Consider the following 23501-nt stretch of genomic DNA (forward strand, 5'->3'; position numbering starts at 1 on the left):
TGACCGCGCCCGCGCGGCCGAGCCCCGCGCCGAACGACCCGGCGCCGACCGACCCCACGCCCGCCCCCGTGGACCCGGCCGCCGCCGGCCCGGACGCGCCCGTCCTCGCGTCGGCGGCCGCGCCGGGCGTCGTCGGCGTCTTCCCGGTCCTGCGCGGGACGGGAGAGCCCGGGGCGGCCGTCACGCTGCTCGACGCCGGGGGAGCGGTGGTCGGCGCGGCCGTCGTCGGGGACGACGGCACGTGGGAGGCCGTCGCGGACGGGCTGAGCGCGCACGGCGAGCACACGCTGCGCGCCGTGCAGGAGGTCGACGGCGCGGTGTCCGAGCCGTCGGCCGCGGTGGGTCCCTACGCGTTCGACCTGCCCGTCCTGCTCTCGCCCGCCCCGGGGTCCACGGTGGCCGGGCGCCCCACGGGGCTGCCGTGGGAGGAGGCGCGCTTCACGGTCGACGCCCAGTTCTCCGGCACGCCCGGGCTCGTGGTCGAGGCCGTCGTCGACGGCCGCGCGACCGGCAACACGCACGTGCTGGGCGACACCCCGCTCGTGCGGCAGGTGTCCCGCCTCACCCTCGGGGAGCACACGCTCGGGCTCCGCGTCGTCGACCCGGCCACCGGCGGGAACGGTCCGCTCGTGACCTCGCGGTTCACCGTCGTCCGCTGAGCTCGCACCGCACCGTCGTCCGTCGTCGTCGCGCCGTCGGCCGTGGACCGGGCGCCGCGCGCCCGGTCGGCGCGACTCACTCCGCGCGGTCCGGCGCGGTGCCGTCGGAGGCGGCGCGGTCGGAGGCGGGCCGGTCCGCCCCGGGCCGGTCCGAGCCGGAGCGGCGGCTGAACCGCATGACGACGTAGAGCACCGCGCCGACGGCGAGGAGGATGCCAGCGCGCAGCCACGTCACGGCGTCCTGCTGCGTGAGGAGCAGCACGCACGACGCGACGCCCAGCACGGGCACCACGGTGATCACGCGGAAGTGCGGCTCCTCGACCTTCTCGCGCCGCAGCACGAGCACCGCGACGTTCGTCGCCGCGAAGACGAGCAGGAGCAGCAGCACCACCGTCTCCGCGAGGCCTGCGACGTCGCCCGTGAAGACGAGACCCATCGCGACCGCCGTGGTGACGACGATCGCGACCCACGGGGTGCGGCGCCGGGGCAGCACGCGCCCGAGCGCGGTCGGGAGCAGGTCCTGCTCGGCCATCCCGTACGCGAGGCGGCTCGCCATGATCATCGTCAGGAGCGCGCCGTTCGCCACGGCGATGAGCGCGACGAGGGAGAACACCCACGCGGGGACGGAGCCCTCGGCGTCGACGACCTCGAGGAGCGGGCCCGTGGACCGGGCGAGCGACTGCGGGTCGACGACCGCGACGGCCGCGACGCCGACGGCGACGTAGACGACGCCGGCCGTGACGAGCGCGCCGAACAGCGCGCGCGGGTAGGTGCGGCGCACGTCGCGCACCTCCTCCGCGAGGTTGGCCGACGTCTCGAACCCGACGAACGAGTAGTACGCGAGGATCGCGGCCCCCAGCACCGCGATCGCCGGCGTCGTGCCCTCGGCGAACTGCGTGACGCGGCCCGGCTCGCCGTCACCGCGGCCGAGCACCACGACGGCGAGCACGACGATGAGCAGGAGACCGGAGAGCTCGATCGCCGTCATGGCGACGTTGGCGCGCAGGGACTCCTTGATGCCGCGCGCGTTGAGCGCCGCGACGAGCGCGAGGAAGAGGACCGCGACGAGCCGGTCGGGCGCGTCGACGAACGTCGCGAAGTAGTCGCCCGCGAAGGCGAGCGACAGGCCGGCCGCGCTCGTCACGCCCGCCGCGAGCATGGAGAAGCCGACGAGGAACGACACGAGCGGGCTGCGGAACGCACGGTCCGCGAAGACCGCGGCGCCGCCCGCACGCGGGTACTTGGTCACGAGCTCCGCGTACGAGCCGGCGGTGAGCAGGGCGAGGCCGAGCGCGACGAGCAGCGGCAGCCACACCGCGCCGCCCACCTCGCCCGCCATCTCGCCGACCAGCGCGTAGACACCGGCCCCGAGGACGTCGCCGAGGATGAACAGGTAGAGGAGCTTTCCGCCGACGGACCGGGAGAGCCGGGTGTCGGGATCGGTGGCCTGCTCCGTGGGTGCGGGGGCTGCGTTCATGCGGTCACCGTGCCACGGGTGCGCACCGCTCGCTCCCGTACGCCGGCCGCCCGGGCGCACCGGGACGCGGGGGGAGCGCGTGCGAGCCGCCGGGGCCCGTGCGAGCGTGGACGTCCCGGGTCCAGCAGCGAGCCCGTCGGCACGAGCGTGACCGGCGGCGTCCTCGCGAGCCGCGTCGGCCGCGCGCCGTCGCGAGGAGACGACATGGACGACACGCCGGGGACGACGACGGGCGCCGCGCGGGTGGCGGCCCGCGCGCGACGCGCGGTGGTGACCGGCGGCGCCGGGTTCGTGGGGAGCCACGTGTGCGAGGCGCTCGTGGCGCACGGCGTCGAGGTCGTGTGCGTGGACGACCTCTCGACCGGCGACCTGGGCAACCTCGCCGCGCTGCGCGACGAGCCCCGGTTCACGTTCGTCGAGGCCGACGTCTCCCGGGGCCTGGACGCCGTCGGCGACGAGCCGGTGGACCTCGTGCTCCACCTCGCCTCGCCCGCGTCGCCCGTCGACTACCTCCGCCTGCCGCTCGAGACGCTGCTCGTCGGCTCGGCCGGGACGCGCCACGCCCTCGAGCTCGCCGGGCGCGCGGGTGCGCGGTTCGTCCTCGCCTCGACGTCCGAGGTCTACGGCGACCCTGAGGTCCACCCGCAGCGCGAGGACTACTGGGGTCACGTCAACCCGGTCGGCCCGCGCAGCGTGTACGACGAGTCCAAGCGGTTCGCCGAGGCGACGACGGCGGCCTACCGGCGCAGCCGCGGGGTCGACGCGGGGATCGTGCGGATCTTCAACACGTACGGACCGCGCATGCGCGGGCACGACGGGCGCATGGTCCCCACGTTCGTGCGGCAGGCGCTCGCGGGCGAGCCCCTGACGGTCGCGGGAGACGGGTCCCAGACCCGCTCGGTGTGCTACGTCGACGACCTCGTCGACGGGATCCTCGCGTTCGCGGCGACGGACCACCCCGGTCTGGTGAACCTCGGGAACCCGACGGAGCTCACCGTGGGGCAGGTGGCCGAGGACGTCCTCGCCGCGACGGGGAGCGACGCCGGGGTCGTGCACGTCGACCTGCCGGAGGACGACCCGCGCCGCCGCCGGCCGGACGCGGCGCTCGCGGAGCGGCTGCTCGGGTGGCGGGCGCGGACGCCGTGGCCCGAGGGGCTCGCGCGCACGGTCGCCTGGTTGCGCGCGGAGGACGGCGGCGCCGAGGTCGCGGCCGCGGTGGGCCGAGGGGCGTCGGCATGAAGGTCTCGGTGCACGGCTGCGGCTACCTCGGGGCGGTGCACGCGGCGGCCATGGCGCGCCTGGGCCACGACGTGGTGGGGATCGACGTGGACGCGGCACGCGTGGCGGCGCTCGCCGAGGGACGCGCTCCGTTCTTCGAGCCCGGCCTCACGGCGCTGCTCGCGGGGACCGGAGGACCGGGCGCTCTGCGCTTCTCGACCGACGCCGCGGACGCCGCGGCGGCCGAGGTGCACTTCCTGTGCGTCGGCACGCCGCAGTCGGCCGGCAGCGGGGTCGCCGACCTCCAGCAGCTCGAGGCGGCGCTCGCAGCCCTGCGGCCCCACCTGCGGCCGGGGTCGGTCGTCGTCGGCAAGTCGACGGTGCCCGTGGGGACCGCCGCGCGGCTCGCGGCCGGGCTCCCCGACGGCGTCGGCCTCGCGTGGAACCCGGAGTTCCTCCGCGAGGGTCACGCGGTGGCGGACACGCTGCACCCCGACCGGCTCGTCTACGGCGTCCCCGACGACGGCGGAGAGGCGCTCGTCGCGCGGCTCGACGCGGTGTACGCACGGCTCCTCGCCGACGACGTGCCGCGCCTCGTGACGGACCTCGCGACGGCGGAGCTCGCCAAGGTGGCCGCGAACGCGTTCCTCGCGACGAAGATCTCGTTCGCCAACGCGGTCGCGGAGGTGTGCGAGGCCGCCGGGGGCGACGCCGTCGCCCTCGTGGGCACGATTGCGACCGCGGCGTAGCTGGCCGCGAGGGTCTTGGTGAGCTCGTGGACGCGTCCGCGGCGGCGGGCGGCGGTGTCGTGCTGGAGGCGCGCGATCGCGCGCTGGGTCTTGACCCAGCCCGTCGACGGGGCGACGCCCTTGCGCGGGCCCTGTTGGCGTGCGGCGCGGCGCTGCAGCCGGGCCGGGCGGCCGCGCGGCGGCGCGGCCGTGGCGGGCGTTGGCGACGAGCGTGCCGTCGGACATCGTGGCGAGCGTCTTGACGCCGAGGTCGACGCCGACGAGTCCGGCCCGGGTCTGGGCGCGGGTCGGGTCGGCGGGCCCGGGGCGCGCCGGCGGGGGAGAGGACGGTGCCGGCGGCCGGGGCGGGGAGGGCGACGACGATGGACATGTACCAGCGGCCACCGGTGCGCGTGAACCGGGCCGACGTCGGGCGGCCGCGGTCCCGTCGCCGTCGGGCTGCTCGAGGGCGACGGCGCGCACGTGCGCCATGAGCGCGTCCTGCTGGGCGTTGTGGGCGGCCAGGCCCCAGTTCACACGGCGCGAGCGGTGCCGGCATGCCGGTCGAGGAGCGTGCGCTGGCAGGGGGTGAGGGCGTCGACGTCGAGGCACACGCGTACAACGCGGTGGGTAAGTGCCCCCTCGGTGCGCATGTCGACGGAGGCTAGCGGTTACCTCGGACACGAGGTGGTCAGTCGTCGTCGAGGCGCCTGGAGATGTAGTCGGCCATGTGGGGCACGGTGAACGCGAGCTGGCCGCGGTCGGGGGAGTAGATGAGCCCCTTGGCGATGAGGCTGCGGCGGTACGGGCCGGGGGAGGTGCCCGGCATGCCGACGCGGGTCATGACCTCGCTGGCGACGGAGCGGCCGTCGTCCTGTGCCATGGCGCGCATGAAGCGGCGCTCGGCGTCGGTCGCGCGTTCCCAGCGGGAGGTGAAGAATCCGAAGTCGAGGGCCTCGGTGCCGGCGGCTTGGGCCTCGAGCGCGTCGGTGTAGGTGATGGTGTGGGGGCCGACCGACAGTCGCCATGCCTGGTCGCCGTAGACCTGGATGAAGTAGGGGTAGCCGTCGGTGACGTGGATGAGGATCTGGGCGGCGCGCTGCTCGTAGGTGACGCCGCGCGCGGCCGCGGGCGCGACGAGCGCCTGGAGCGCTTCGTCGGGGGAGAGGGCGGCGATCGTGCGGTAGTCGAACTGCCGCTCGGCGTACGAGTTCGACTCGGCCAGGACCCCGGGGAGGTTGGGCAGGCCGGCGCCGACGACATAGAACGGGATGTCGCGCTGCGCGGCGCGATGCTGGGCGCTGAGGAGCGCGCCGAGCATCTCGGTGTCGAGGTCCTGCATCTCGTCGACGAAGACGGCGATGCCGATGCCCTGCTCGCGCAGCGCTGGTGCGGCGTCGGTGATGAGCTCCTCGAGGTCGAACCCGAGGTCGCCAGTGTCAGCGCGCCCCTCGCGCCGCTCGACGCCCAGCTCGACGCCGGCGACGCCGAGCTTGAGCGAGAACGCGCCGATCGTCTCGAGTGCGCTGCGGAGTTTGTCGGTGAGCACCGTGGTGCGCGAGCGCAGCCGCCGGGCACTGGCGACGAGGTCACGAGCGAGGGTCGCCCGAGAGCGCGCCTTCGCGCCGGTGAATCGCGAGCCCTCGATCTCGGAGGTGAGCCAGCCCGCGTCGTCCGCGATCGCGTGCAGCTCGCGCAGGAGGACGGTTTTGCCGACGCCGCGCAGCCCGCTCAGGACGAGGCCGCGCCCGGTGGTGCCGACCCGCGCGCGGGCGACGAGGACGCGCATCTCGTCGAGCTCGCGGTCGCGGCCGGCGATCTCGAGGGGGCGCCGACCGGCGGACGGCGTGTAGGGGTTGCTGACCAGGTCCATGGTTCAAGACTGTAGGCATTTGTTGTGAACCCGCAACAGATCCCTACAGTTCAATACACAGCCGGATCTCGTCCTGGCATCCGCGTCGAGTACGAAACGACGTCGTCACCGCCCCTCGTCGGGCTTTCATTGGCCAGCCGGCTGCAACAACCTTTGTGGTCAGGTACAGCTAGGGTGCGCGTATGACGGCGGTGCGGCAGGGCGGTCCACGTGCGGTGACCCTCCGGGAGGTCGCCGCCCACGCTGGCGTGTCCGTAGCGACGGCGTCCCAAGCTCTCGCGGGCCGCGGCCGGATGACGAGCGCGACTCGCGAGCGCGTCGGCCGGTCGGCCGAGACGCTCGGCTACGTGCCCAACGCCCTTGCCCGCGGGCTGCGTACCGGCCGCACGCACGCGATCGGCGTGCACCATCAGAACGCCGCCCAGGCCCTTGGCACGTCGTATTTCCGCGACTTCCTCGCCGGGACCATCGAGGCCGCGCATGCGCACGACCACGATGTCGCGGTGCTCAGCTCGAACACGGCGGAGCCGCGCCGCACTGCGCCTCGTGTCGACGGCGTGATCGTCACGGACCCGATCTCCGACGACACCCGCGCCCGCGAGCTCATGGAATCGCGCCTGCCCGTGGTTGCGGGCGAGCACCTGCCGGCCGGGCTGCCGCCGAGCGCGGTGGTCGCGGTGGACCACGCGGCGGCGGTGCGCGAGATCCTCGACGACGCGTCCCGCCGCGGGGCGCGCGTCCCCCTGCTCGTCGCACCCGACGCGAACTCCGGCTGGGGCGACCTCCTGCGATCCACCGTGGCTGCGTGGTGCGCGAACCGTGGCCTCGCGCCCGTGCAGGTCGAGTCGCGCTTCGGCGACGTCGCGGTCGACGACCACCGCCATCGTCTGGCACCCGTGCTCGCAGGGCGCCCGGACGTCGACCTCGTGCTCGCGTCCTCGAGCTGGGAGGCGCTCGGCGCGCTCGCCGCGCTGCGCGCCGCCGGGCGCGAGCCCGGGCGCGACGTCCTCCTCGCCGCGTGCGCGGACACCCCGGCGCTGTCGGACGGCGACGTCGCGGTGACCGCTGTCGAGCTGCCCGCGCTTGCGCTCGGCCGTGCGTGTGCTGAGCGGCTGCTCGAGCTGCTCGAGGACGACGGCGGCCCGCACGCGGGAGCGGGCACCGTTCTCACGGTGCCGACTGTCGTGCACCATCGCGCGTCGACCGCGTGCCTGCTCCGACACTGATTAAACGTTTCTCCGGCGTTTCGGCCGGGCGACCTACAGGTGACGCTCGAGGGTCCCGTCCCGGCCCTGCGTAAAACTCCCGTTTCCAGCCGTCGAATCGCTGGCTAAACGATTAGTCACTCTCCTAGGTTCGCACCGACGAACCGAGCACCGTCCGCCAGGCGTGGGACGGAGAGAGGCACCGCATGTCGCAGCACGAGGAGCAGGGCCACGACCACGGGCACGCGCACCACCACCCGCTCGCACCCGAGGGCTTCTGGGAGCAGCCGCGCCGGCTCGGCGAGGGGCTCGAGGGGCACGGCGCCGTTGATGACTTCAACGTCGGGCGCCCGCCGGGGCCGATCCACGTCAACCGTCGCGGGGAGGGCGGCTTCTCTGGCATCCAGACGTTCGCCAAGTTGCCGGTGTGCCTGACCCCCGAGGACCTGCGTGCCGGTCAGATGGACGTCGCGGTGCTCGGGGTGCCGTGGGACTCGACCGCGGGTGGCCGCTCCGGGACCAACCACGGCCCGCTTGCGATCCGGCAGTGCGACTATGTGGGCGGCTACGGGTTCCCGGGCAACCACCTCGATGTGCACGTCGACCCGCTCGAGGTTCTCAACGTGTGCGACTACGGCGACTCCCCGATCCACGTCGGCAACACAGCGGCGACGTTCGAGGCGATCCGCAAGTTCGTCGGCACGGTGGTCGACGCGGGCACGATCCCGATGATCATGGGCGGCAACCACGCCATCACGTGGCCTGCTGCGACGGCGCTCGCGGATCACTACGGCCACGGCAAGGTCGGCATCGTCCACTTCGACGCCCACGCCGACGTCGGCGAGGACATGCACGGGTCACTCGCGTCGCACGGTACCCCGATGCGCAAGCTCATCGACTCCGGGGCCGTCCCGGGTCGCAACTTCGTCCAGGTCGGCCTGCGCGGCTACTGGCCCGACCAGGAGACCCTCGACTGGATGGACGCGCACGAGATGCGCACGCACTTCATGGCCGAGATCGACCGCGACGGCTTCGACACGGTCCTGGAGCGGGCGGTGGACGAGGCGCTGGACCAGGCCGACCACCTGTACATCTCGCTCGACATCGACGTCGCCGACCCCGCGTACGCGCCCGGCACGGGCACGCCCGTGGCCGGCGGGATCATGTCGATCGACGTGCTGACGGCCGTGCGCCGGCTCTCGGCGGAGGTGGGGATCGTCGGCATGGACGTCGTCGAGGTGTCCCCGCCCTACGACAACCGCGGCGAGATCACCGCGCTTCTCGCCAACCGGGCGATCCGCGAGGCGCTCACCGGCACGGCGATGCGCCGCAGGGGCCTCACGGAGCCCGACTACCTCCACCCCTACGCCGTCGGGCTCGACGCCGAGGGCAACCGCCGCACCAAGGTCTTCCGCGAGCGCTGAGCCCACGGGCCGGCCGCGCAAGATCCCGCCGCACAGACCGACGTACACCAGCACGAGGAGCACGAGGACGCATGGGCCACGACCACTCGCACGACCACGACCACGACCACTGGCCCGAGGGCTTCTGGCAGCAGCCGCGCCGCCTTGGTCAGGGCCTCGATGGGCACGGCGCTGTCGACGACTACAACACGGGGCGCGCGCCGGGGCCGATCTTCGTCAACCGCAAGGCCGAGGGCGGGTTCGCCGGCATCCAGACGTTCGCGAAGCTGCCCGTGTGCCTGACGCCCGAGGACCTGCGGGCGGGGGAGATCGACGTCGCGGTGCTCGGCGTGCCGTGGGACTCGACGGCCACCGGGCGCTCGGGCACGAACCACGGCCCGCTCGCGATCCGGGCGTGCGACTACAAGGGCGGCTACGGGCGGGCGCACTTCTCGCTGGACACGCACGTGGACGCGTTCGCCGAGCTGAAGATGTGTGACTACGGCGACGCGCCGATCAAGGTGGGCAACACAGCGGCGACGTTCGAGGGGATCCGCAAGTTCGTCGGGACCGTCGTCGACGCGGGCGCGATCCCCATCATCCTGGGCGGGGACCACGCCATCACGTGGCCGTGCGCCACGGCGCTCGCGGACCACTACGGCCACGGCAAGGTCGGGATCGTCCACTTCGACGCCCACGCCGACACCGGTCCCGACTCTCCCGGCTCGCTCGCGTCCCACGGCACCCCGATGCGCCACCTCATCGAGTCCGGCGCCGTCCCGGGGAAGAACTTCGTCCAGGTGGGCCTGCGCGGCTACTGGCCCGACCAGGAGACGCTCGACTGGATGGACGAGCGCGACATGCGCACGCACTTCATGGCCGAGATCAACCGCGACGGCTTCGACAAGGTCCTCGAGCGCGCGGTCGACGAGGCGCTCGACTCGGCGGACCACCTCTACATCTCGCTCGATATCGACGTCGCCGACCCGGCCTTCGCCCCCGGCACCGGCACGCCGGAGCCCGGCGGCCTGACCTCGGGCAACGTCCTCACCGCGGTCCGTCGCCTCGCCGCGGAGGTGGGCATCGTCGGCATGGACGTCGTCGAGGTATCGCCGCCCTACGACGACCGCGGCGAGATCACCGCGCTCCTGGCGAACCGTGCCGTCCGCGAGGCGATGACCGGCATCGCCATGCGGCGCCAGGGCGTCACCGAGCCCGACTACCTCCACCCCTACGCCGTCGGGCTCGACGCCGAGGGCAACCCCCGCAACAAGGTCTTCCGCGAGCGCTGACCGCCTGCGCCCCCCTCCCTGCCGCGGCGCGGGAGCCCTCCCGCCCCGGACCCTCGAACGACGAAGGAGCTTGACGATGCGACGTACGACACGTGTGCCCGCCCGGGCCCTGCGCACTGCCGCGGTGCTCGGCGCGAGCGCCCTGCTGCTCACCGCTTGCGCGGGCGGCGGCTCCGGGTCCGACAGTGCCTCCGGACCGGGAGCGCCCACCGACGGCGTGCTCCGGCTCGGCGTCCTCAACGACATCGGGCAGCCGCCGGACCCCGACGTGTACTACTCGGGCAACGGCCTGGCCATTACGACGAACGTCTACGAGGGTCTGGTGCGCTACGAGCCGGGCAACCACGAGGAGGCGACCATCGCGCCGCTGCTCGCCGAGTCGTGGGAGGTGAGTGAGGACTTCACTGAGTACACGTTCGTCTTGCGCGAGGGCGTGACCTTCCACGACGGCACGCCGTTCGACTCCTCGGCCGTCCAGGCGTCGTTCGACCGTCGAGCGGCGGTCGACGCCGGCCCGGCGTACATGGTCGCGGGCGTGGCGGACGTCGAGGAGATCGACTCCAGCACCGTGAAGGTTGTGCTGGCGGAGCCGAACTCCGCGTTCCTCGACTATTTGGCGTCGCCGTACGGCCCGCGGATGCTCAGCCCCACGGTCCTCGCGGAGCAGGCGGGCGACGACTTCGCGCAGGAGTACCTGTCGACGCATGACGCCGGCACGGGGCCGTACGAGTTGACCGAGGCGGCGGTGGGCGAGGGGTACGAGCTCACGTACTTCGAGGACTACTGGGGCGACCTCGACCCGGAGTTCACGACGGTCGAGCTCCCCGTCTACACGGAGATCTCGGCGATGCAGCTCGAGCTCGAGAACGGCGACCTGCACGCGCTGCTGTCCGGGGTACCGACCGCGTCGCGCGACGGCTACCTCGAGTCCGACACGCTCGAGGCGTACCCGCTCCCGTCGTTCCAGGTCGGTGTCGCGTACTTCAACCCGAACCGGCCGTTGCTTGAGACCGCCGAGGCCCGCACCGCGCTGTTCGAGGGCATCGACTGGGAGACCCTCGTCGAGCAGGTCTCCGGCGTGAGCTCCGAGGTGTCCCCGGGGTACTACCCGACGGGGTCGCTGCCGACGGACCTGGACCAGCGTGAGCTCGTGCACGACCCCGAGGCGCTCGCCGCCTGGGTCGAGACGCTGCCCGCCGGCACCGAGATCCAGATTGGCCACAGCGCCGGTGGCACGGACGCCGAGCAGATGGCGAACATCGTCGCGGCGCAGCTGCAGGCGCTCGGCCTCGACGCCACCGTGACGGCGCACCAATCGTCGGAGGTCTTCGGCTCGTTCTATGAGAACCCGGCCGAGTCACCCGACGTGTTCCTCGCTCCGTCGACGTGGCCGGACTCCAACAGCCCGTACATGCACGGGCACGTGTTCTGGGACCCGGACGGCGGCCTCAACCACCTTCAGTGCACCGATGAGGCGACGTCCGCGCTCCTGGCCGAGGCGCTCGCGACGGGGTCGGACGAGACGTACTTCGCCGCTGGCGAGGCCGCGTACGAGGCCATGTGCGCCCCGACGTTCGCCCGGACGACCGACTTCATGGTGACCCAGGGTTGGCTCGGGAACGTCGAGGCGTCCCACTCCATCGCGGCCCCGGCGACGCTCGCGTTCGCGACCCTCACCGTGGACGACGCTGCGTCCGAGTGACGCCCGGTCGCCCCGCCCGTCGTGGCGGGGCGGCCCCGGTCCAGACCACTCCGCCTCGGGAGCCCGTGGCGACCCGAGAGCAAGGAGCCCGCGATGCGCATGCGCACGTCCGTCGACGGCAGCACGGGACACACCCGCCTGCGCGACCTCCCCTCCACGTTCTGGTGGCTGTGGACGGCCCAGCTCGTTGTGTGGATCGGCCGCTTCGTCGTGCCGTACATGACGATCTTCCTCACGGCGCAGGTCGGGATGTCCGCGACCGAGGCGGGGCTCGTCGTCGCCGCGTACGGCGTCGGTGTCGTTGTCAGCTCCCTTGCGGGAGGGGTGCTCGCCGACCGCATCGGCCGACGGCGCGTCCTGCTCGGGAGCGAGCTGCTCAGCGTCGTCGTGCTGGTCGTCATCCCGCTTGTCGAGGGCAAGCTGATCATCGCCGTCCTGCTGGCGGTCTACGGCCTGTTCAACGGCGCGGCGGGCCCAGTCATCAGCACGATGATCGGCGACCTGGTGGCCCCGCGGCACCGGCGCACCGCGTTCAACTACAACTACTGGGCGGTCAACCTCGGCTACGCCATCGGCCCGCTCGCGGCCGGCTTCATGGCCGAGTCGTCGTTCGCGCTGCTGTTCTGGGCGCAGGCCGGCCTGGTCCTCGTGTCGACGGTGGTCGTTCTGCTCAAGGTCCCGGAGACGCAGCGCGTTCCGGCCTCCGCGGGCGCCCCGCAGCGCCGCGTCGACGGCGGGCGAGGCGGCGGCCTGCTCAGCGTGCTCGGCGACAGGACGTTCATGATCTTCGCGGCCGTGATGTTCGTGTACTCCGTCGTCTACGTGCAGTCGACGAGCACGCTCCCGCTCGTGATGACCGAGCAGGGGCACCCGTCGAGTCACTACGGCATGCTGCTGACGCTCAACGGCGTCCTGCTGTGCCTCCTGCAGCTGCCCACCGCCCGCATCCTCAACCGCTGGACCCGCGACACCGTGATCGTCGCCGCGATCTGCGTCACCGCCGTCGGCGTGGGGCTCCAGGCGTACGCCACGACCCTCGCGATGTACTTCGTGACCGTCGCGATCTGGACGCTGGGCGAGATGGGCTCGCACCCGCAGGCCCAGTCGATGACGGCCGACCTCGCCGACCCGGCGCGGCGCGGCCGCTACCAGGGCGTGTACGGGTTGACGCACTCCCTCGCGCTCGCGGTCGGGCCCGTCGCCGGTGGGTTCGTGCTCGACACCTTCGGCTCGACGGCGCTGTGGCTCGGCTCCGGCGCGCTCGCGCTCGTCGTGTCCGTCCTCCTCGGCCTCACAGCCCGCACCCGCCGGCAGCGCCTCGCGCAGACGACGGCGCTCGACGCGCGGGACGACGAGACGCCGCCGGACGACGAGGTGCCCACCGCCGACGCGGATCGCCGCTCCGGCGACCCGGTCCCCGCCCCCTGACACCACCCATACCCCGGGCAACCGTCCGGAAACACCCGCGAAGTATTCCCGAGACTCCGACGGGTCATCCTCGGCGGACGCCGGGCGACCCGTCCCCCAGCACGAAGGAGCGGTTAGATGGAGACTGCAGCACCGCCTCGTCCCGAGACACCGACCGCGCCCGCGTCCGAAGACGGCCCCGTCGCTCGCCTGGGCGGGCTGCGCGTGAGCCTCGAGCGCAACGGGGTCCGCACCCAGGTGCTCCACGGCATCGACCTCGAGATCGGCCGCGGCGAGATCGTCGGCGTGGTTGGCGAGTCGGGCTCCGGCAAGTCCGTCATGAGCCAGGCCCTGTTGGGCCTGCTCCCGGCGACGTCGCGCCCCGTCGTCGAGGGCGACCTGCAGGCCGCTGGCCTCGACCTGCGCACCGCGAGCGACGCCGAGCTGCGCGAGGTGCGACGCACGCACCTCGGCGTCGTGTTCCAGGACCCGATGACGTCGCTCAACCCCACGATGCACGTCGGTCGCCAGGTGGCGGAGAAGGCGGGGTCCGCCGAGGAAGCGGTCCGGCTCATGCGTGCCGTCGGCATCCCGCAGCCCGAGCGCCGCTACCGCTCGTTCCCGCACGAGCTGTCCGGCGGCCTGCGGCAGCGGGTGATGATCGCGATGGCCGTCGCGGGCGGCCCGAAGCTCCTGGTCGCGGACGAGCCGACGACGGCGCTGGACGTCACCGTGCAGGCGCAGGTGCTGGACCTGCTCGGCTCCATGCGGGACGAGCTCGGCTGCTCGATCGTGCTCATCACCCACGACCTGGGCGTGGCCGCGCAGGTCGCGGATCGCATCGTCGTCATGTACCGCGGCCGCGTCGTGGAGACCGGGTCCACGCGCCAGGTCCTCGAGCAGCCGCGCCACCCGTACACCCGCGGGCTCCTCGCCTCGCGCCTGTCTCTCGACTCCGACCGGACGCGCCCGCTGTGGACGCTGCCCGTGCACGCCACGGTGCCCGCGGATGAGGGCTGCCCGTTCACCGCTCGCTGCGCCTTCCGGCAGGACGGCTGCTCGGCCGGCGTCCCGGTCCTCGCGCACGTCCCGGCAGAGGACGACGGCGGTGCCGCGGCGGCCGTCGGGCACGAGGTCGCGTGCTTCGAGACCGCGCGCGTCGCCGCCACCGCCGCCGGGCGCGAGGAACTCGACCCCCTGCCGCCGCTGCCGGAGGTCGGGACGGGCGCCCCGCTCGTCGCTGCGGCCGACGTTGCGTGCACCTTTCAGGTCCGCGACGAGCGCGGCCGCAGGGCCGACCTCGCCGCGCTGCGCGGCGTGACGTTCGACCTCCAGCCGGGGGAGTCGGTCGCGATCGTCGGCGAGTCGGGGTCGGGCAAGTCGACGCTCCTGCGCGTTGCCGGCGGCCTGGAGAAGCGGTTCACCGGGTCGCTGCGCGGGCCGTCGGGCACCGACGTGCAGATGGTCTTCCAGGACGCCGGGTCGTCGCTCACGCCGTGGATGACCGTTCGCGAGCTGCTCCACGAGCGCGTGCGCGACGCGGCCCGGCCGGAGCGCGAGGAGCGCGTGCGCGCCATCCTCGACCGGGTCGGCCTGCCCGACGCCGTGCTGGACGCGCGGCCGGGCGAGCTGTCGGGCGGCCAGCGGCAGCGTGTCGCGCTCGCCCGGGCGACCGTCGTGCCGCCCAAGATCCTGCTGTGCGACGAGCCGACGTCGGCGCTCGACGTGTCCGTCGCCGCGAACGTGCTCAACCTCGTCAACGAGCTGCGGCGCGACCTCGGCATCGCGGTCATGTTCGTCACCCACGACCTTGCCGTGGCGCGCATCGTCGGGGACCGCATCGCCGTGATGTACCTGGGGCGCATCGTCGAGCTGGGCCGGGCCGAGGACGTCATCGCCGACCCGCAGCACCCGTACACGCGCACCCTCGTCGACGCCGTGCCACAGCCCGGCCGGACCGTCGTCCCGCTCGCGGGGGAGCCCGCGAGCGCGCTCGACCCGCCGTCGGGGTGCGCGTTCCACCCTCGGTGCCCCGTCGCCCTGGCGGAGTGTGCGAGCACCGTGACCGGCATCCAGCTCGCGGCGGTCGACGGCCGCCCGACGAGCGACGTCGCGCGGCACGAGGTCGCGTGCGTGCGGACGGGGGCGGCCCGATGACCGACACCCTCGCTCGCGGCGGCACGACCGCCGCCGCCCCGCCCCACGGTCCCGTGACGCCCGAACCCGTGGCGCCGGCCTCTCCGGGGCCTGCCCCGCGCCGGTGGGGTCTGTCCCGCCGGCGCTCGTTCGCCCGCAGTGGGCGCGCGGCGACGGTCGTGGACTGGACGCTCATCGCGCTGCTCGTGGGGATCACGCTCCTGTCGGTCGTCTCGCCGCTGCTCGCGCCCTACGACCCGGTCCAGCCCGTCGGGATGCCGAAGCTGCCGCCCCTCAGCGAGGGGCACCTACTCGGCACCGACGCCATCGGCCGCGACACGCTCTCGCGCGTCCTCGCCGGGCTGCAGACATCGTGGCTCCTGTCGGTGCTCGTCACCGCGCTCGGCCTCGTCATCGGCTCGGTCGTCGGGGTCGTCGCGGGCATGTTCGGCGGCTGGGTCGACGCGCTGCTCATGCGCACCACCGACGTCTTCCTGTCCCTGCCCTCGATGCTCGTCGCGGTCGCCGTGTCCGCCGCCCTGGGCCCGGGCCTGACGAACACCGTGCTCGCCGTGCTTGTCGTGTGGTGGCCGTACTACGCCCGCATCGTGCGCGGCGAGGTCCGTGCGCTCGTCGCCCGGCCCCACGTCGAGGCCGCACGCCTCGCCGGGGCGGGCTGGTTCCGGGTCATGTGGCGGCACGTGCTGCCGGGCGTCGTGCCGACCGCGGTCGTCACCGCGTCGCTCGACATCGGAAACGTCGTCATGACGCTCGCGTCCCTGTCGTTCCTCGGCCTGGGCCAGCCGGCACCCGCGCCCGAGCTCGGCGCCGACACCTCGCGCAACCTCGTCGAGATCCTCGACGCCTGGTGGATCCCGCTCATCCCCGGCCTCGTCGTCATGCTCCTCAGCCTGCTCTCGAACCTTGCCGGGGACGCTGTGCGCAACCGGCTCGTCCGGAGGTGACCGTCATGGTGCGTCTGCGCTTCCTCGGCTTCCGCCTGCTCTCGCTCGCGGGCCTGCTGCTGGTCCTGTCCCTGGTTCTGTTCCTCCTTCAGGAGATCTCCGATGCGGACCCGGTCGCCGCGACCATCGGCGGCAACGCATCGCCGGAGGCGATCGCCGCCGCGCGCGAGCGGCTCGGCCTGGACCGCCCACCGGTCGAGCGGTACCTGGCCTATCTCGGCGGTCTCGTGACGGGGGACATGGGGACGTCGTTCCGCACCCACCGCGACGTCACCACCGACATCGCGACCTATCTGCCGGCGACCGTCGAGCTCGTCCTCTTCGCGTTCGTCGTGGCGCTCGTGCTGGGCGTCCTGTTCGCCGTCTCGAGCCTCCTGCGCTGGCCGCTCGCGGGCCCGTTCCGCGGGCTGCTGTTCGTCGGCTCGACGGCACCGACCTTCCTCCTTGGCCTCGTGGGTCTCGTCGTCTTCTACCAGCTGCTCGGTTGGCTGCCAGCCTCCGGTCGTGGCGGCGTGACGGACGGACCGACCGGCATGACGCTGCTCGACTCCCTGCTCGCGGGCGACCTCGCCGCGGCCGGTGACGCGCTGCAGCACCTGGCCCTGCCGGCCCTCGCCCTGGCCGTCGGTCCGGCGCTCGCGATCGGCCGCGTCCTGCGCTCCAGCCTCACCGAGACGCTCGGCTCCGACTTCGTCCGCACCGCGACGTCCAAGGGGCTGACCGAGCCGCAGGTCCTAGTGCGGCACGTGCTGCGCAACTCCGTCAACGCCGCGCTGTCCATGAGCGCGCTGCAGCTCGGCTTTATGTTCGGCGGCGTGCTGCTCGTCGAGGGCGTGTTCACGTGGGGCGGCCTCGGTTCGTACCTCGCGGCGTCGCTCCCGGTGTCCGACTTCCCGGCCATCGCCGGCGTGACGTTCGTGCTCGGAGCCCTGTACGTCACGGTCAACACCGTGGCCGACGTGCTGCAGAGCGTCGCCGACCCCCGCATCCGCGTCTCCTGACGTCACCGTCCGACGCACCCCGACCCGCACCGAGAAGCCGGAGCCGCCCGTGCCGCACCGTCCCGCCCCGTTCCGCGTCACCACCCACGGCGGTCCCTCCGCGCCCCGCCTCGCTCGCGCGGGCGCCGTGCCCGCCGCCGTCGTGCTCGGTCTCGTGCTCGCCGGGTGCTCCGGCGGCTCGCCCGCGCCGGCGTCCGCGCCGGCGTCGTCGACGCTCGCGCTCGCCGAGTCGGCCGAGTACACGACGCTCAACCCCCTCGAGCAGCCGCTCGGGATCACGGGGAAGATGTACGACGGCCTGGTGCGGGTCGGGGCGGACGGGGTGCTCGAGCCGGGGCTGGCGAGCGCGATGCCCACGCCGGACGAGGACCTGACGACGTGGACCGTGACGCTGCGCGAGGACGTCACCTTCTCCGACGGGACGGCGTTCGACGCGCAGGACGTCGTGGCGGCGTACACGGCCGTGCGCGACCCCGCCTACGGCTCGCCGCTCGCCACGGACTACGAGATGGTCGAGTCCGTCACGGCGCCGGACCCGACGACCGTCGTCTTCGAGCTGTCGTACCCGTACGCCGGCCTGCCCGCGCGCCTCACGCTCGGCGTGCCGGCGGCCGAGGCCCTCGGGGCGTCCGTCGCCGACTCGGCGCTCGCCTCCGAGCCCGTCGGGACGGGCCCGTACGAGGTCGCCGAGTGGCGCCGCGGCGACTCGCTCACACTCGCAGCGCGCGACGACTGGTGGGGAGGGACGGCGCAGGTCACGACGATCCACCTCGTCTTCGTCCCGGACGAGACGGCGCGCGCCCAGCGGGTCCGGTCGGGCGAGGTCGACGGCGCGCAGCTCTCGCCCCTGACCGCCGCGTCGCTCGACGGCGCCGACGGGATCGAGGTCGTGACGAACCCGTCCGCCGACTTCCGCGCGATCTCCTTGCCGAGCACCCTGCCGTTCTTCGCCGACGCCCGTGTGCGGGTCGCCCTCAACCTCGCGACCGACCGCGACGCCATGGTCGAGGGCATCCTCCAGGGCGACGGCGTGGCGGTGTCGACCCCGTTCACGCCCGCGCAGGGGGACGCATGGTCGCCCGACGCCGCGTTCGAGCACGACCCCGACGGCGCCGCCGCGCTGCTCGACGCCGCCGGCTGGACGGCGGGTCCGGGCGGCGTCCGGGCCAAGGACGGCGTGCCGCTCGCGTTCGACCTCATGTACTTCGCGGACGACACGCTGCGCCGCGACGTCGCCCAGGCCTTCGCGTCCGACATGGCGCAGGTCGGCGTCGAGGTGCGCCTTGAGGGCGTCGACCGGCCGCAGGCCGTCGCCGGCATGCGGGACAAGGCGTTCGTCCTCGGCGGCGGGGACATGCCGTACGACCCCGACCCGCAGGTGTACCGCGTGCTGCACTCCGCGTTCGCCCCCTACGACGAGGACGACGCGTACTCGAACCCGTCCATGTACGCCGACCCCCAGGTGGACGCCCTCCTCGACACCGCGCGGCGCGAGCCCGACGCCGCCGCGCGCGCCGCGACGTACCGCGAGCTGCAGGCCCGGCTGATCGCCGACCCGCCGATGGTCACCGTGTTCGCGCTCGAGCACACCTACGTCGCGCGCGGGCTCGACGCGTGGGACGGCGTCGTGCCGGTCGTCGAGCCGCACGAGCACGGCGTCGCGTGGGGCCCGTGGTGGAACGTGCAGGAGTGGACGGCGCGATGACGACGCTCCAGGACGCCGCGCCACCGCCGGGCGCGCGCACGACCGGCTCCCGCACGACCGGCTCCCGCGCGTCCGCCGCGCTCCGGCTCGCCGGCCGGCGCCTCGCGTGGGCCCTGCCGCTCGTCGTCGTCATCAGCCTGGCCGTGTTCGCGCTCGCCGCGGTCTCGCCCACGGACGCCGCGGCGTCGTTCCTCGGCGCGCGCGACGAGTTCGCGGGCGCCGCGGCCCGGCAGGGCGTCGAGGGCCTCCTCGGCGACCGGCACTGGCTCGCGTCGTGGTGGGAATGGGTGGTCGGCGCCCCCGGCGGCGATCTCGGGTGGTCGACGTCGGTGCGCGCTGACGTCGGGGCCGTCGTCGCGGCGCGGCTGCCCTGGACGCTGCTGCTCATGGTTCTCGGGCTCGCGCTCGCCGCGGTCCTCGGCGTGGTGCTCGCGCTCGTCGCCGCGCTGCGGCCGCACGGCGTGCTCGCGCGCGTCCTCGCCGGCGGCCTGTGGGCGCTGTCGGCGGTGCCGTCCTTTCTCGTGGCCACGACCCTCATGGCCGTGCTGTCCCTCGGTCTCGGGTGGCTGCCCGCGGGCGGCCTCACCGACCCGGGCGCGCCGGTCACCGCCGCGCAGGTCGGGCGTCACCTGGTGCTCCCCGTGCTCGCGGTCGCACTGTCGCAGCTGCCGTGGATCGCGCTGCACCTGCACCGCGCGACCACCGACCAGCTGCGCACCACCTCGACCGAGGCCGCGCGCCTGCGCGGCGTGCCGGAGCGGCGCGTCCTCGCCCGCCACGTCCTGCCCGGCGCGGCGGTGCCGACGCTCGCGATCGCGGGTGCCCGCCTGCCCGAGGTCGTCGCCGGGTCGGTGCTCGTGGAGCAGGTGTTCGGCTGGCCGGGCCTGGGCCAGGGCCTCGTGCAGGCGGCCCTCGCGCAGGACTTCGCACTGCTCGCCGCGGCCACCGTGCTCCTCACGGGGGTCGCGCTGCTCGGCGGCCTCCTCGCCGACCTCGCCCTTGTCCGGATCGACCCGAGGACGGACCCCGATGCGCTCTGACCCGTACGCCCCGGCACGCCCGGCGATCCGGCCACGCCCCGTGGGCGTGATCACCGCCGCCCGGCCGCGCGCCCTGCCCGCCGGCCGCGTCGTCGCGGCGGCCGGGCTCGTCGTCCTCGTGCTCTACGCGCTGCTCGTCCCGGTCCTCGTGCCGGTCGACCTCGACCGCGTCGACTACGCGACCGGGCCCACACCGCCCTCGCTCGCGCACCCGTTCGGCACCGACCTCGCCGGCCGTGACCTCCTCGTGCGCGGCGCGCACGGGCTGCGCGTGTCCCTCGTCGCGGCGCTCGCGGGCGCGACGGGAGCGGTCGTGCTCGGGTGCCTCGTGGGGGCGGCGTGCGCGCTCGTCGGCGGGCGCCTCGACCGCTGGGGCATGCGCGTCGTGGACGGCGTCAACGCGGTGCCGCACCTGCTGCTCGGCATCGTCGTCGCGGCGGCGCTGCGCGGGTCGCTCCTGACGATCGTGCTCGTCGTCGCCGCGACGCACTGGACGCAGACGGCGCGGCTCGTGCGTGCCGAGCTCCTCGCGCTCGGCACGCGCGACTTCTACCGGGCCGCCGTGTCGCTCGGGCTCACGCGACGGCAGGTCCTGCGCCACCACGCAGCGCCCCGCCTCGCCGCACAGCTCGCCGTCGCGCTCGGCCTGCTCGTCCCGCACGCGGTGTGGCACGAGTCCACGCTGACGTTCCTCGGCCTCGGACTGCCGCCCCACCAGCCGTCTCTCGGGGCGCTGCTCGACCTCGGGCAGCAGGCGCTGCTGTCCGGCGCGTGGTGGACGCTCGCCGCGCCCGCCGGGCTGCTCGTCGCCGTGACGCTGTGCCTCGCGGGCTGCCTCGCCGGACGGACGGAGGACCACCATGGCTGACACGACCACGACCGCGACGACGACCGCCGGCACCGCGCCCAGGACGGGCCGCGGCACCGGCTCGGGCAGCGGTCCCGGCACCGACCCGCACGCGCATGCGGCCGCGACCGTCCGCGTGCGCGGCCTCACGATCGCTCACGGCGACGCCGTCGTACTCGACGGCGTGGACCTTGACCTCGTCCCCGGCACGGTCCACGCCGTGCTCGGGACGTCGGGTGCGGGCAAGTCGACGGTCGTCGCGGCGCTCACCGGCACGCTGCCGCGCGGCACGCGCGTCGAGGGCTCGGCTGTCCTGGAGACGACCGACGGCACGCGCGTCGACCTGCTCGGCGCGCCGCGACGCGCCCGCCGCCGCGGGCTGGCCGGCCGGGTCGTCGGGACCGCGCCGCAGGGCGCGGGCGGGGCGTTCACGCCGACGATGACGGTCGGGGCCCACCTGCGCGAGGTGCAGCGCGTCGCCGGTCGCGGGCGCCCGCGGCTCGGCGCCGCGCACCCGCACCTCGGCGCGGCGTCCCGCCGGCAGCTCGTCGAGCTCGCGCACGCCGCCGGGGCCGAGCCGGGCTGGCTCGAGCGCTACCCGCACCAGCTCTCCGGCGGTCAGCTCTCGCGGCTCGGCCTCGTCGCGGCGATGGTCCACCACCCGCCCGTCCTCCTCGCGGACGAGCCGACCGCGGGCCTGGACGCCGAGGCGACGCGCACGGTCGGCGCGCTGCTCGCGGCCTACGCGGCGGCGGGCCACACCGTGCTGGTCATCACGCACGACGTCGCGCTCGCGCGCCAGACCGCCCACCTGGTGACGCGCGTCGCCCGTGGGCGGGTCGTCGCGCAGGGTGCGCCCGCCGACGTCCTCGTCGACGACGCTCCCGTCGCGCGGCCGGCCCGGTCCGTCGCCGCCGACGCGCCGGCGCTCGTCGCCCGGGCGGTCGCCGCAGTGCGCGGCGACCGCCCCGTGCTCGCGCCGACCGACCTCGCGGTGCGCCGTGGCGAGGTGGTCGGCCTCACTGGGCCGTCCGGCGTCGGCAAGTCCACGCTCGCCGCGCTGCTCGCGCGGCTCGACCCGCCGGACGGGGGACAGGTCGTGCTCGCCGGGGCGCCGGGACCGGAGCGCGCCGGCTTCGACCTCCCGCCGGCCGAGCGGCGCCGGGTCGCGTGGGTGTCCCAGCACCCGCACCTGGCCGTCGACCCGCGCCTCCCGCTGCGCCGGACGGTCGAGTTGCCCGCCCGCCTCGCCGACCCCGGCGCCGACGTCACCGCGCTCGTCACCGGCCTCGCCGGGCGCCTCGGCCTCGACCCCGCGCTGCTGGACCGCCGCCCGCACGAGGTCTCCGGCGGCGAGCTGCAGCGCGCGTGCGTCGTCCGGGCGCTCGCCCTGGCCCCTGAGTTCCTCGTGCTCGACGAGGTCACGTCGATGCTCGACGCCGCGACCGCCGCGGACATCCTCGACGTCGTCGCGGACGAGGCCGCCGCGGGCGCGGGCGTGCTCCTCGTCAGCCACGACGTCGCGTCGCTGCGGGCCGTGTGCGACCGCGTGCTCAAGCTGCACCCGGGCGCCGGCGGCGCCGTCCTTCGCCCCCTGCCCGACGCCGACCCCACCCCGCTCCGGAAGGACCCCGCATGACCTCCACCGTCCTCGGCTTCACGTCGCTCACCGGCGCCGTCGGCGTGAAGGACGACCGCCCCGACCTCGCGCTGCTCGGCGTGACGACCCCCGGTGCCACGTCCGCCGCGGTGCTCACGCGGTCCCTGTTTTCGGGACCGAGCGTCCGCCTCGCACGCGAGGTCGACCTGTCGGCGCTGCGCGGCGTGGTCGTCGTCTCGGGAAACGCGAACGTCGCGACGGGGGAGCAGGGCCTGGCCGACGCCCGGCGGCTGCGCGCGTGGGCGGCGGAGCGCCTCGGGTGCGGGCCGGAGGAGGTGCTCGTCGCCTCGACGGGCGTCATCGGCGTGCCCTACCCGCTCGACCGCATGGGCCCCGGGCTCGACGCGCTCCCCGGCCCCGGTCCGCTCGACGTCGACGCGTTCGCGCAGGCGATCATGACGACGGACACGCGCCCCAAGGTCGCGTCGCGCACCGTGCCGACGCGGACGGGTGCGGCGACCGTCACCGGCGTCGCCAAGGGCGTCGGCATGATCGAGCCCGACATGGCGACGATGCTCTCGTTCGTCGTGACGGACGCCCAGGTCCCGGCCGACGACCTCGACCGGGTGTTCCGGGCCGTCGTCGCGCGCACGTACAACGCGGTGAGCGTCGACTCCGACACGTCGACGTCGGACACCGCGGCCGTGATCGCGTCCGGTGCGGCGGGGCCCGTCGACCTCGCGGCGTTCGAGGCGGCGCTGCTCGAGGTCTGCACCGACCTGGTGAAGATGATCGCCTCCGACGGCGAGGGTGCCACGACGCTCATCGAGGTCCACGTCACCGGCGCGCGCGACGACGCGCAGGCCAAGCTCGTCGCCAAGGCCGTCGTGAACTCGCCGCTCGTCAAGACGGCCGTGCACGGCGCCGACCCGAACTGGGGGCGCGTCGCGATGGCCGTCGGGAAGTGCGCGACGGAGACCGACATCCACGAAGAGCGCGTGCGCATCGCGTTCGGCGGGCTCGAGACGTACCCCGCGCCGGTCTCAGCCGAGCGCCGGGCGGAGCTCGAGGCGTACCTCGCGCGCGAGGAGGTTGTCATCGAGGTGGACCTCGGCATCGCCGCAGGCAGGTTCACGGCGTACGGGTGCGACCTCACCGAGGGGTACATCCGCATCAACGCGGATTACACCACGTGACGCACGTCGCAACTCCCGGCCTGGGGCAGGCGAGCCTCGGTGCCCTC

The 23501-nt window shown here is 74.4% G+C and carries 18 protein-coding genes; 16 read left to right on the top strand and 2 right to left on the bottom strand.

The genetic code is table 11. From position 1 onward, the window contains the following. The coding region (locus GJV82_RS19460) for an Ig-like domain-containing protein (RefSeq protein ID WP_196217227.1) at positions 1-659 on the top strand (659 nt) is incomplete at its 5' end. A gap of 76 nt (positions 660-735) precedes the next feature. Here GJV82_RS19460 and GJV82_RS10675 read toward each other — a convergent pair. Next, positions 736-2136, bottom strand: a complete 1401-nt coding sequence (locus GJV82_RS10675) for an APC family permease (protein ID WP_155099206.1) — start codon at positions 2134-2136, stop codon at positions 736-738. Between the two features lie 204 nt (positions 2137-2340). Here GJV82_RS10675 and GJV82_RS10680 point away from each other — a divergent pair, with 204 nt between their 5' ends. Both GJV82_RS10680 and GJV82_RS10685 read left to right on the top strand, forming a co-directional pair. Next, positions 2341-3375, top strand: coding sequence for an NAD-dependent epimerase/dehydratase family protein (locus GJV82_RS10680; protein WP_155099207.1), 1035 nt, complete (start codon positions 2341-2343; stop codon positions 3373-3375). Beyond that, positions 3372-4103, top strand: a complete 732-nt coding sequence (locus GJV82_RS10685) for a nucleotide sugar dehydrogenase (protein WP_155099208.1) — start codon at positions 3372-3374, stop codon at positions 4101-4103. The genes GJV82_RS10680 and GJV82_RS10685 overlap by 4 nt, the downstream gene beginning before the upstream one ends. A gap of 670 nt (positions 4104-4773) precedes the next feature. Here the strand turns inward: GJV82_RS10685 and GJV82_RS10690 are convergent. Continuing rightward, positions 4774-5955, bottom strand: coding sequence for an ATP-binding protein (locus tag GJV82_RS10690; RefSeq protein ID WP_155099209.1), 1182 nt, complete (start codon positions 5953-5955; stop codon positions 4774-4776). A gap of 182 nt (positions 5956-6137) precedes the next feature. Between GJV82_RS10690 and GJV82_RS10695 the strand changes: the two genes are divergently transcribed. From GJV82_RS10695 to argJ, 13 genes are all read left to right on the top strand, one after another. Then, entirely contained in the window at positions 6138-7181 is a 1044-nt protein-coding gene (locus GJV82_RS10695; protein ID WP_155099210.1) for a LacI family DNA-binding transcriptional regulator, read from the top strand. Between the two features lie 185 nt (positions 7182-7366). Then, the gene (gene speB, locus GJV82_RS10700; protein ID WP_155099211.1) at positions 7367-8584 is read left to right on the top strand and encodes an agmatinase; all 1218 of its coding nucleotides are present in this window, start codon (positions 7367-7369) and stop codon (positions 8582-8584) included. Between the two features lie 71 nt (positions 8585-8655). Further along, complete coding sequence (gene speB, locus GJV82_RS10705; protein ID WP_155099212.1) at positions 8656-9855, top strand: agmatinase; 1200 nt, start codon at positions 8656-8658, stop codon at positions 9853-9855. Between the two features lie 76 nt (positions 9856-9931). Then, the gene (locus GJV82_RS10710) at positions 9932-11557 is read left to right on the top strand and encodes an ABC transporter substrate-binding protein (protein WP_155099213.1); all 1626 of its coding nucleotides are present in this window, start codon (positions 9932-9934) and stop codon (positions 11555-11557) included. A 93-nt stretch (positions 11558-11650) separates the two neighbouring features. Beyond that, positions 11651-12985, top strand: a complete 1335-nt coding sequence (locus tag GJV82_RS10715; RefSeq protein WP_155099214.1) for an MDR family MFS transporter — start codon at positions 11651-11653, stop codon at positions 12983-12985. 117 nt (positions 12986-13102) lie between these two features. After that, positions 13103-15121, top strand: coding sequence for a dipeptide ABC transporter ATP-binding protein (locus GJV82_RS10720; RefSeq protein ID WP_155099215.1), 2019 nt, complete (start codon positions 13103-13105; stop codon positions 15119-15121). Between the two features lie 158 nt (positions 15122-15279). Then, complete coding sequence (locus tag GJV82_RS10725; RefSeq protein ID WP_318657515.1) at positions 15280-16065, top strand: ABC transporter permease; 786 nt, start codon at positions 15280-15282, stop codon at positions 16063-16065. A 5-nt stretch (positions 16066-16070) separates the two neighbouring features. Continuing rightward, positions 16071-17066, top strand: a complete 996-nt coding sequence (locus GJV82_RS10730) for an ABC transporter permease (protein ID WP_155099217.1) — start codon at positions 16071-16073, stop codon at positions 17064-17066. Between the two features lie 49 nt (positions 17067-17115). After that, the gene (locus tag GJV82_RS10735) at positions 17116-18771 is read left to right on the top strand and encodes an ABC transporter substrate-binding protein (RefSeq protein WP_318657516.1); all 1656 of its coding nucleotides are present in this window, start codon (positions 17116-17118) and stop codon (positions 18769-18771) included. Beyond that, positions 18768-19811 (top strand): ABC transporter permease, encoded by a 1044-nt coding sequence (locus GJV82_RS10740; protein WP_155099218.1) that lies wholly within the window; start codon positions 18768-18770, stop codon positions 19809-19811. Before GJV82_RS10735 ends, GJV82_RS10740 begins: the two co-directional genes overlap by 4 nt. After that, the gene (locus tag GJV82_RS10745) at positions 19801-20679 is read left to right on the top strand and encodes an ABC transporter permease (protein ID WP_155099219.1); all 879 of its coding nucleotides are present in this window, start codon (positions 19801-19803) and stop codon (positions 20677-20679) included. Before GJV82_RS10740 ends, GJV82_RS10745 begins: the two co-directional genes overlap by 11 nt. Beyond that, entirely contained in the window at positions 20672-22297 is a 1626-nt protein-coding gene (locus GJV82_RS10750; protein WP_155099220.1) for an ABC transporter ATP-binding protein, read from the top strand. The genes GJV82_RS10745 and GJV82_RS10750 overlap by 8 nt, the downstream gene beginning before the upstream one ends. Further along, positions 22294-23454, top strand: coding sequence for a bifunctional glutamate N-acetyltransferase/amino-acid acetyltransferase ArgJ (gene argJ / locus GJV82_RS10755; RefSeq protein WP_155099221.1), 1161 nt, complete (start codon positions 22294-22296; stop codon positions 23452-23454). Before GJV82_RS10750 ends, argJ begins: the two co-directional genes overlap by 4 nt. Positions 23455-23501 lie beyond the last annotated feature (47 nt).

Origin of the sequence: Cellulosimicrobium composti (assembly GCF_009711085.1) — a bacterium.
In the GTDB taxonomy this organism is placed as follows: domain Bacteria; phylum Actinomycetota; class Actinomycetes; order Actinomycetales; family Cellulomonadaceae; genus Cellulosimicrobium; species Cellulosimicrobium composti.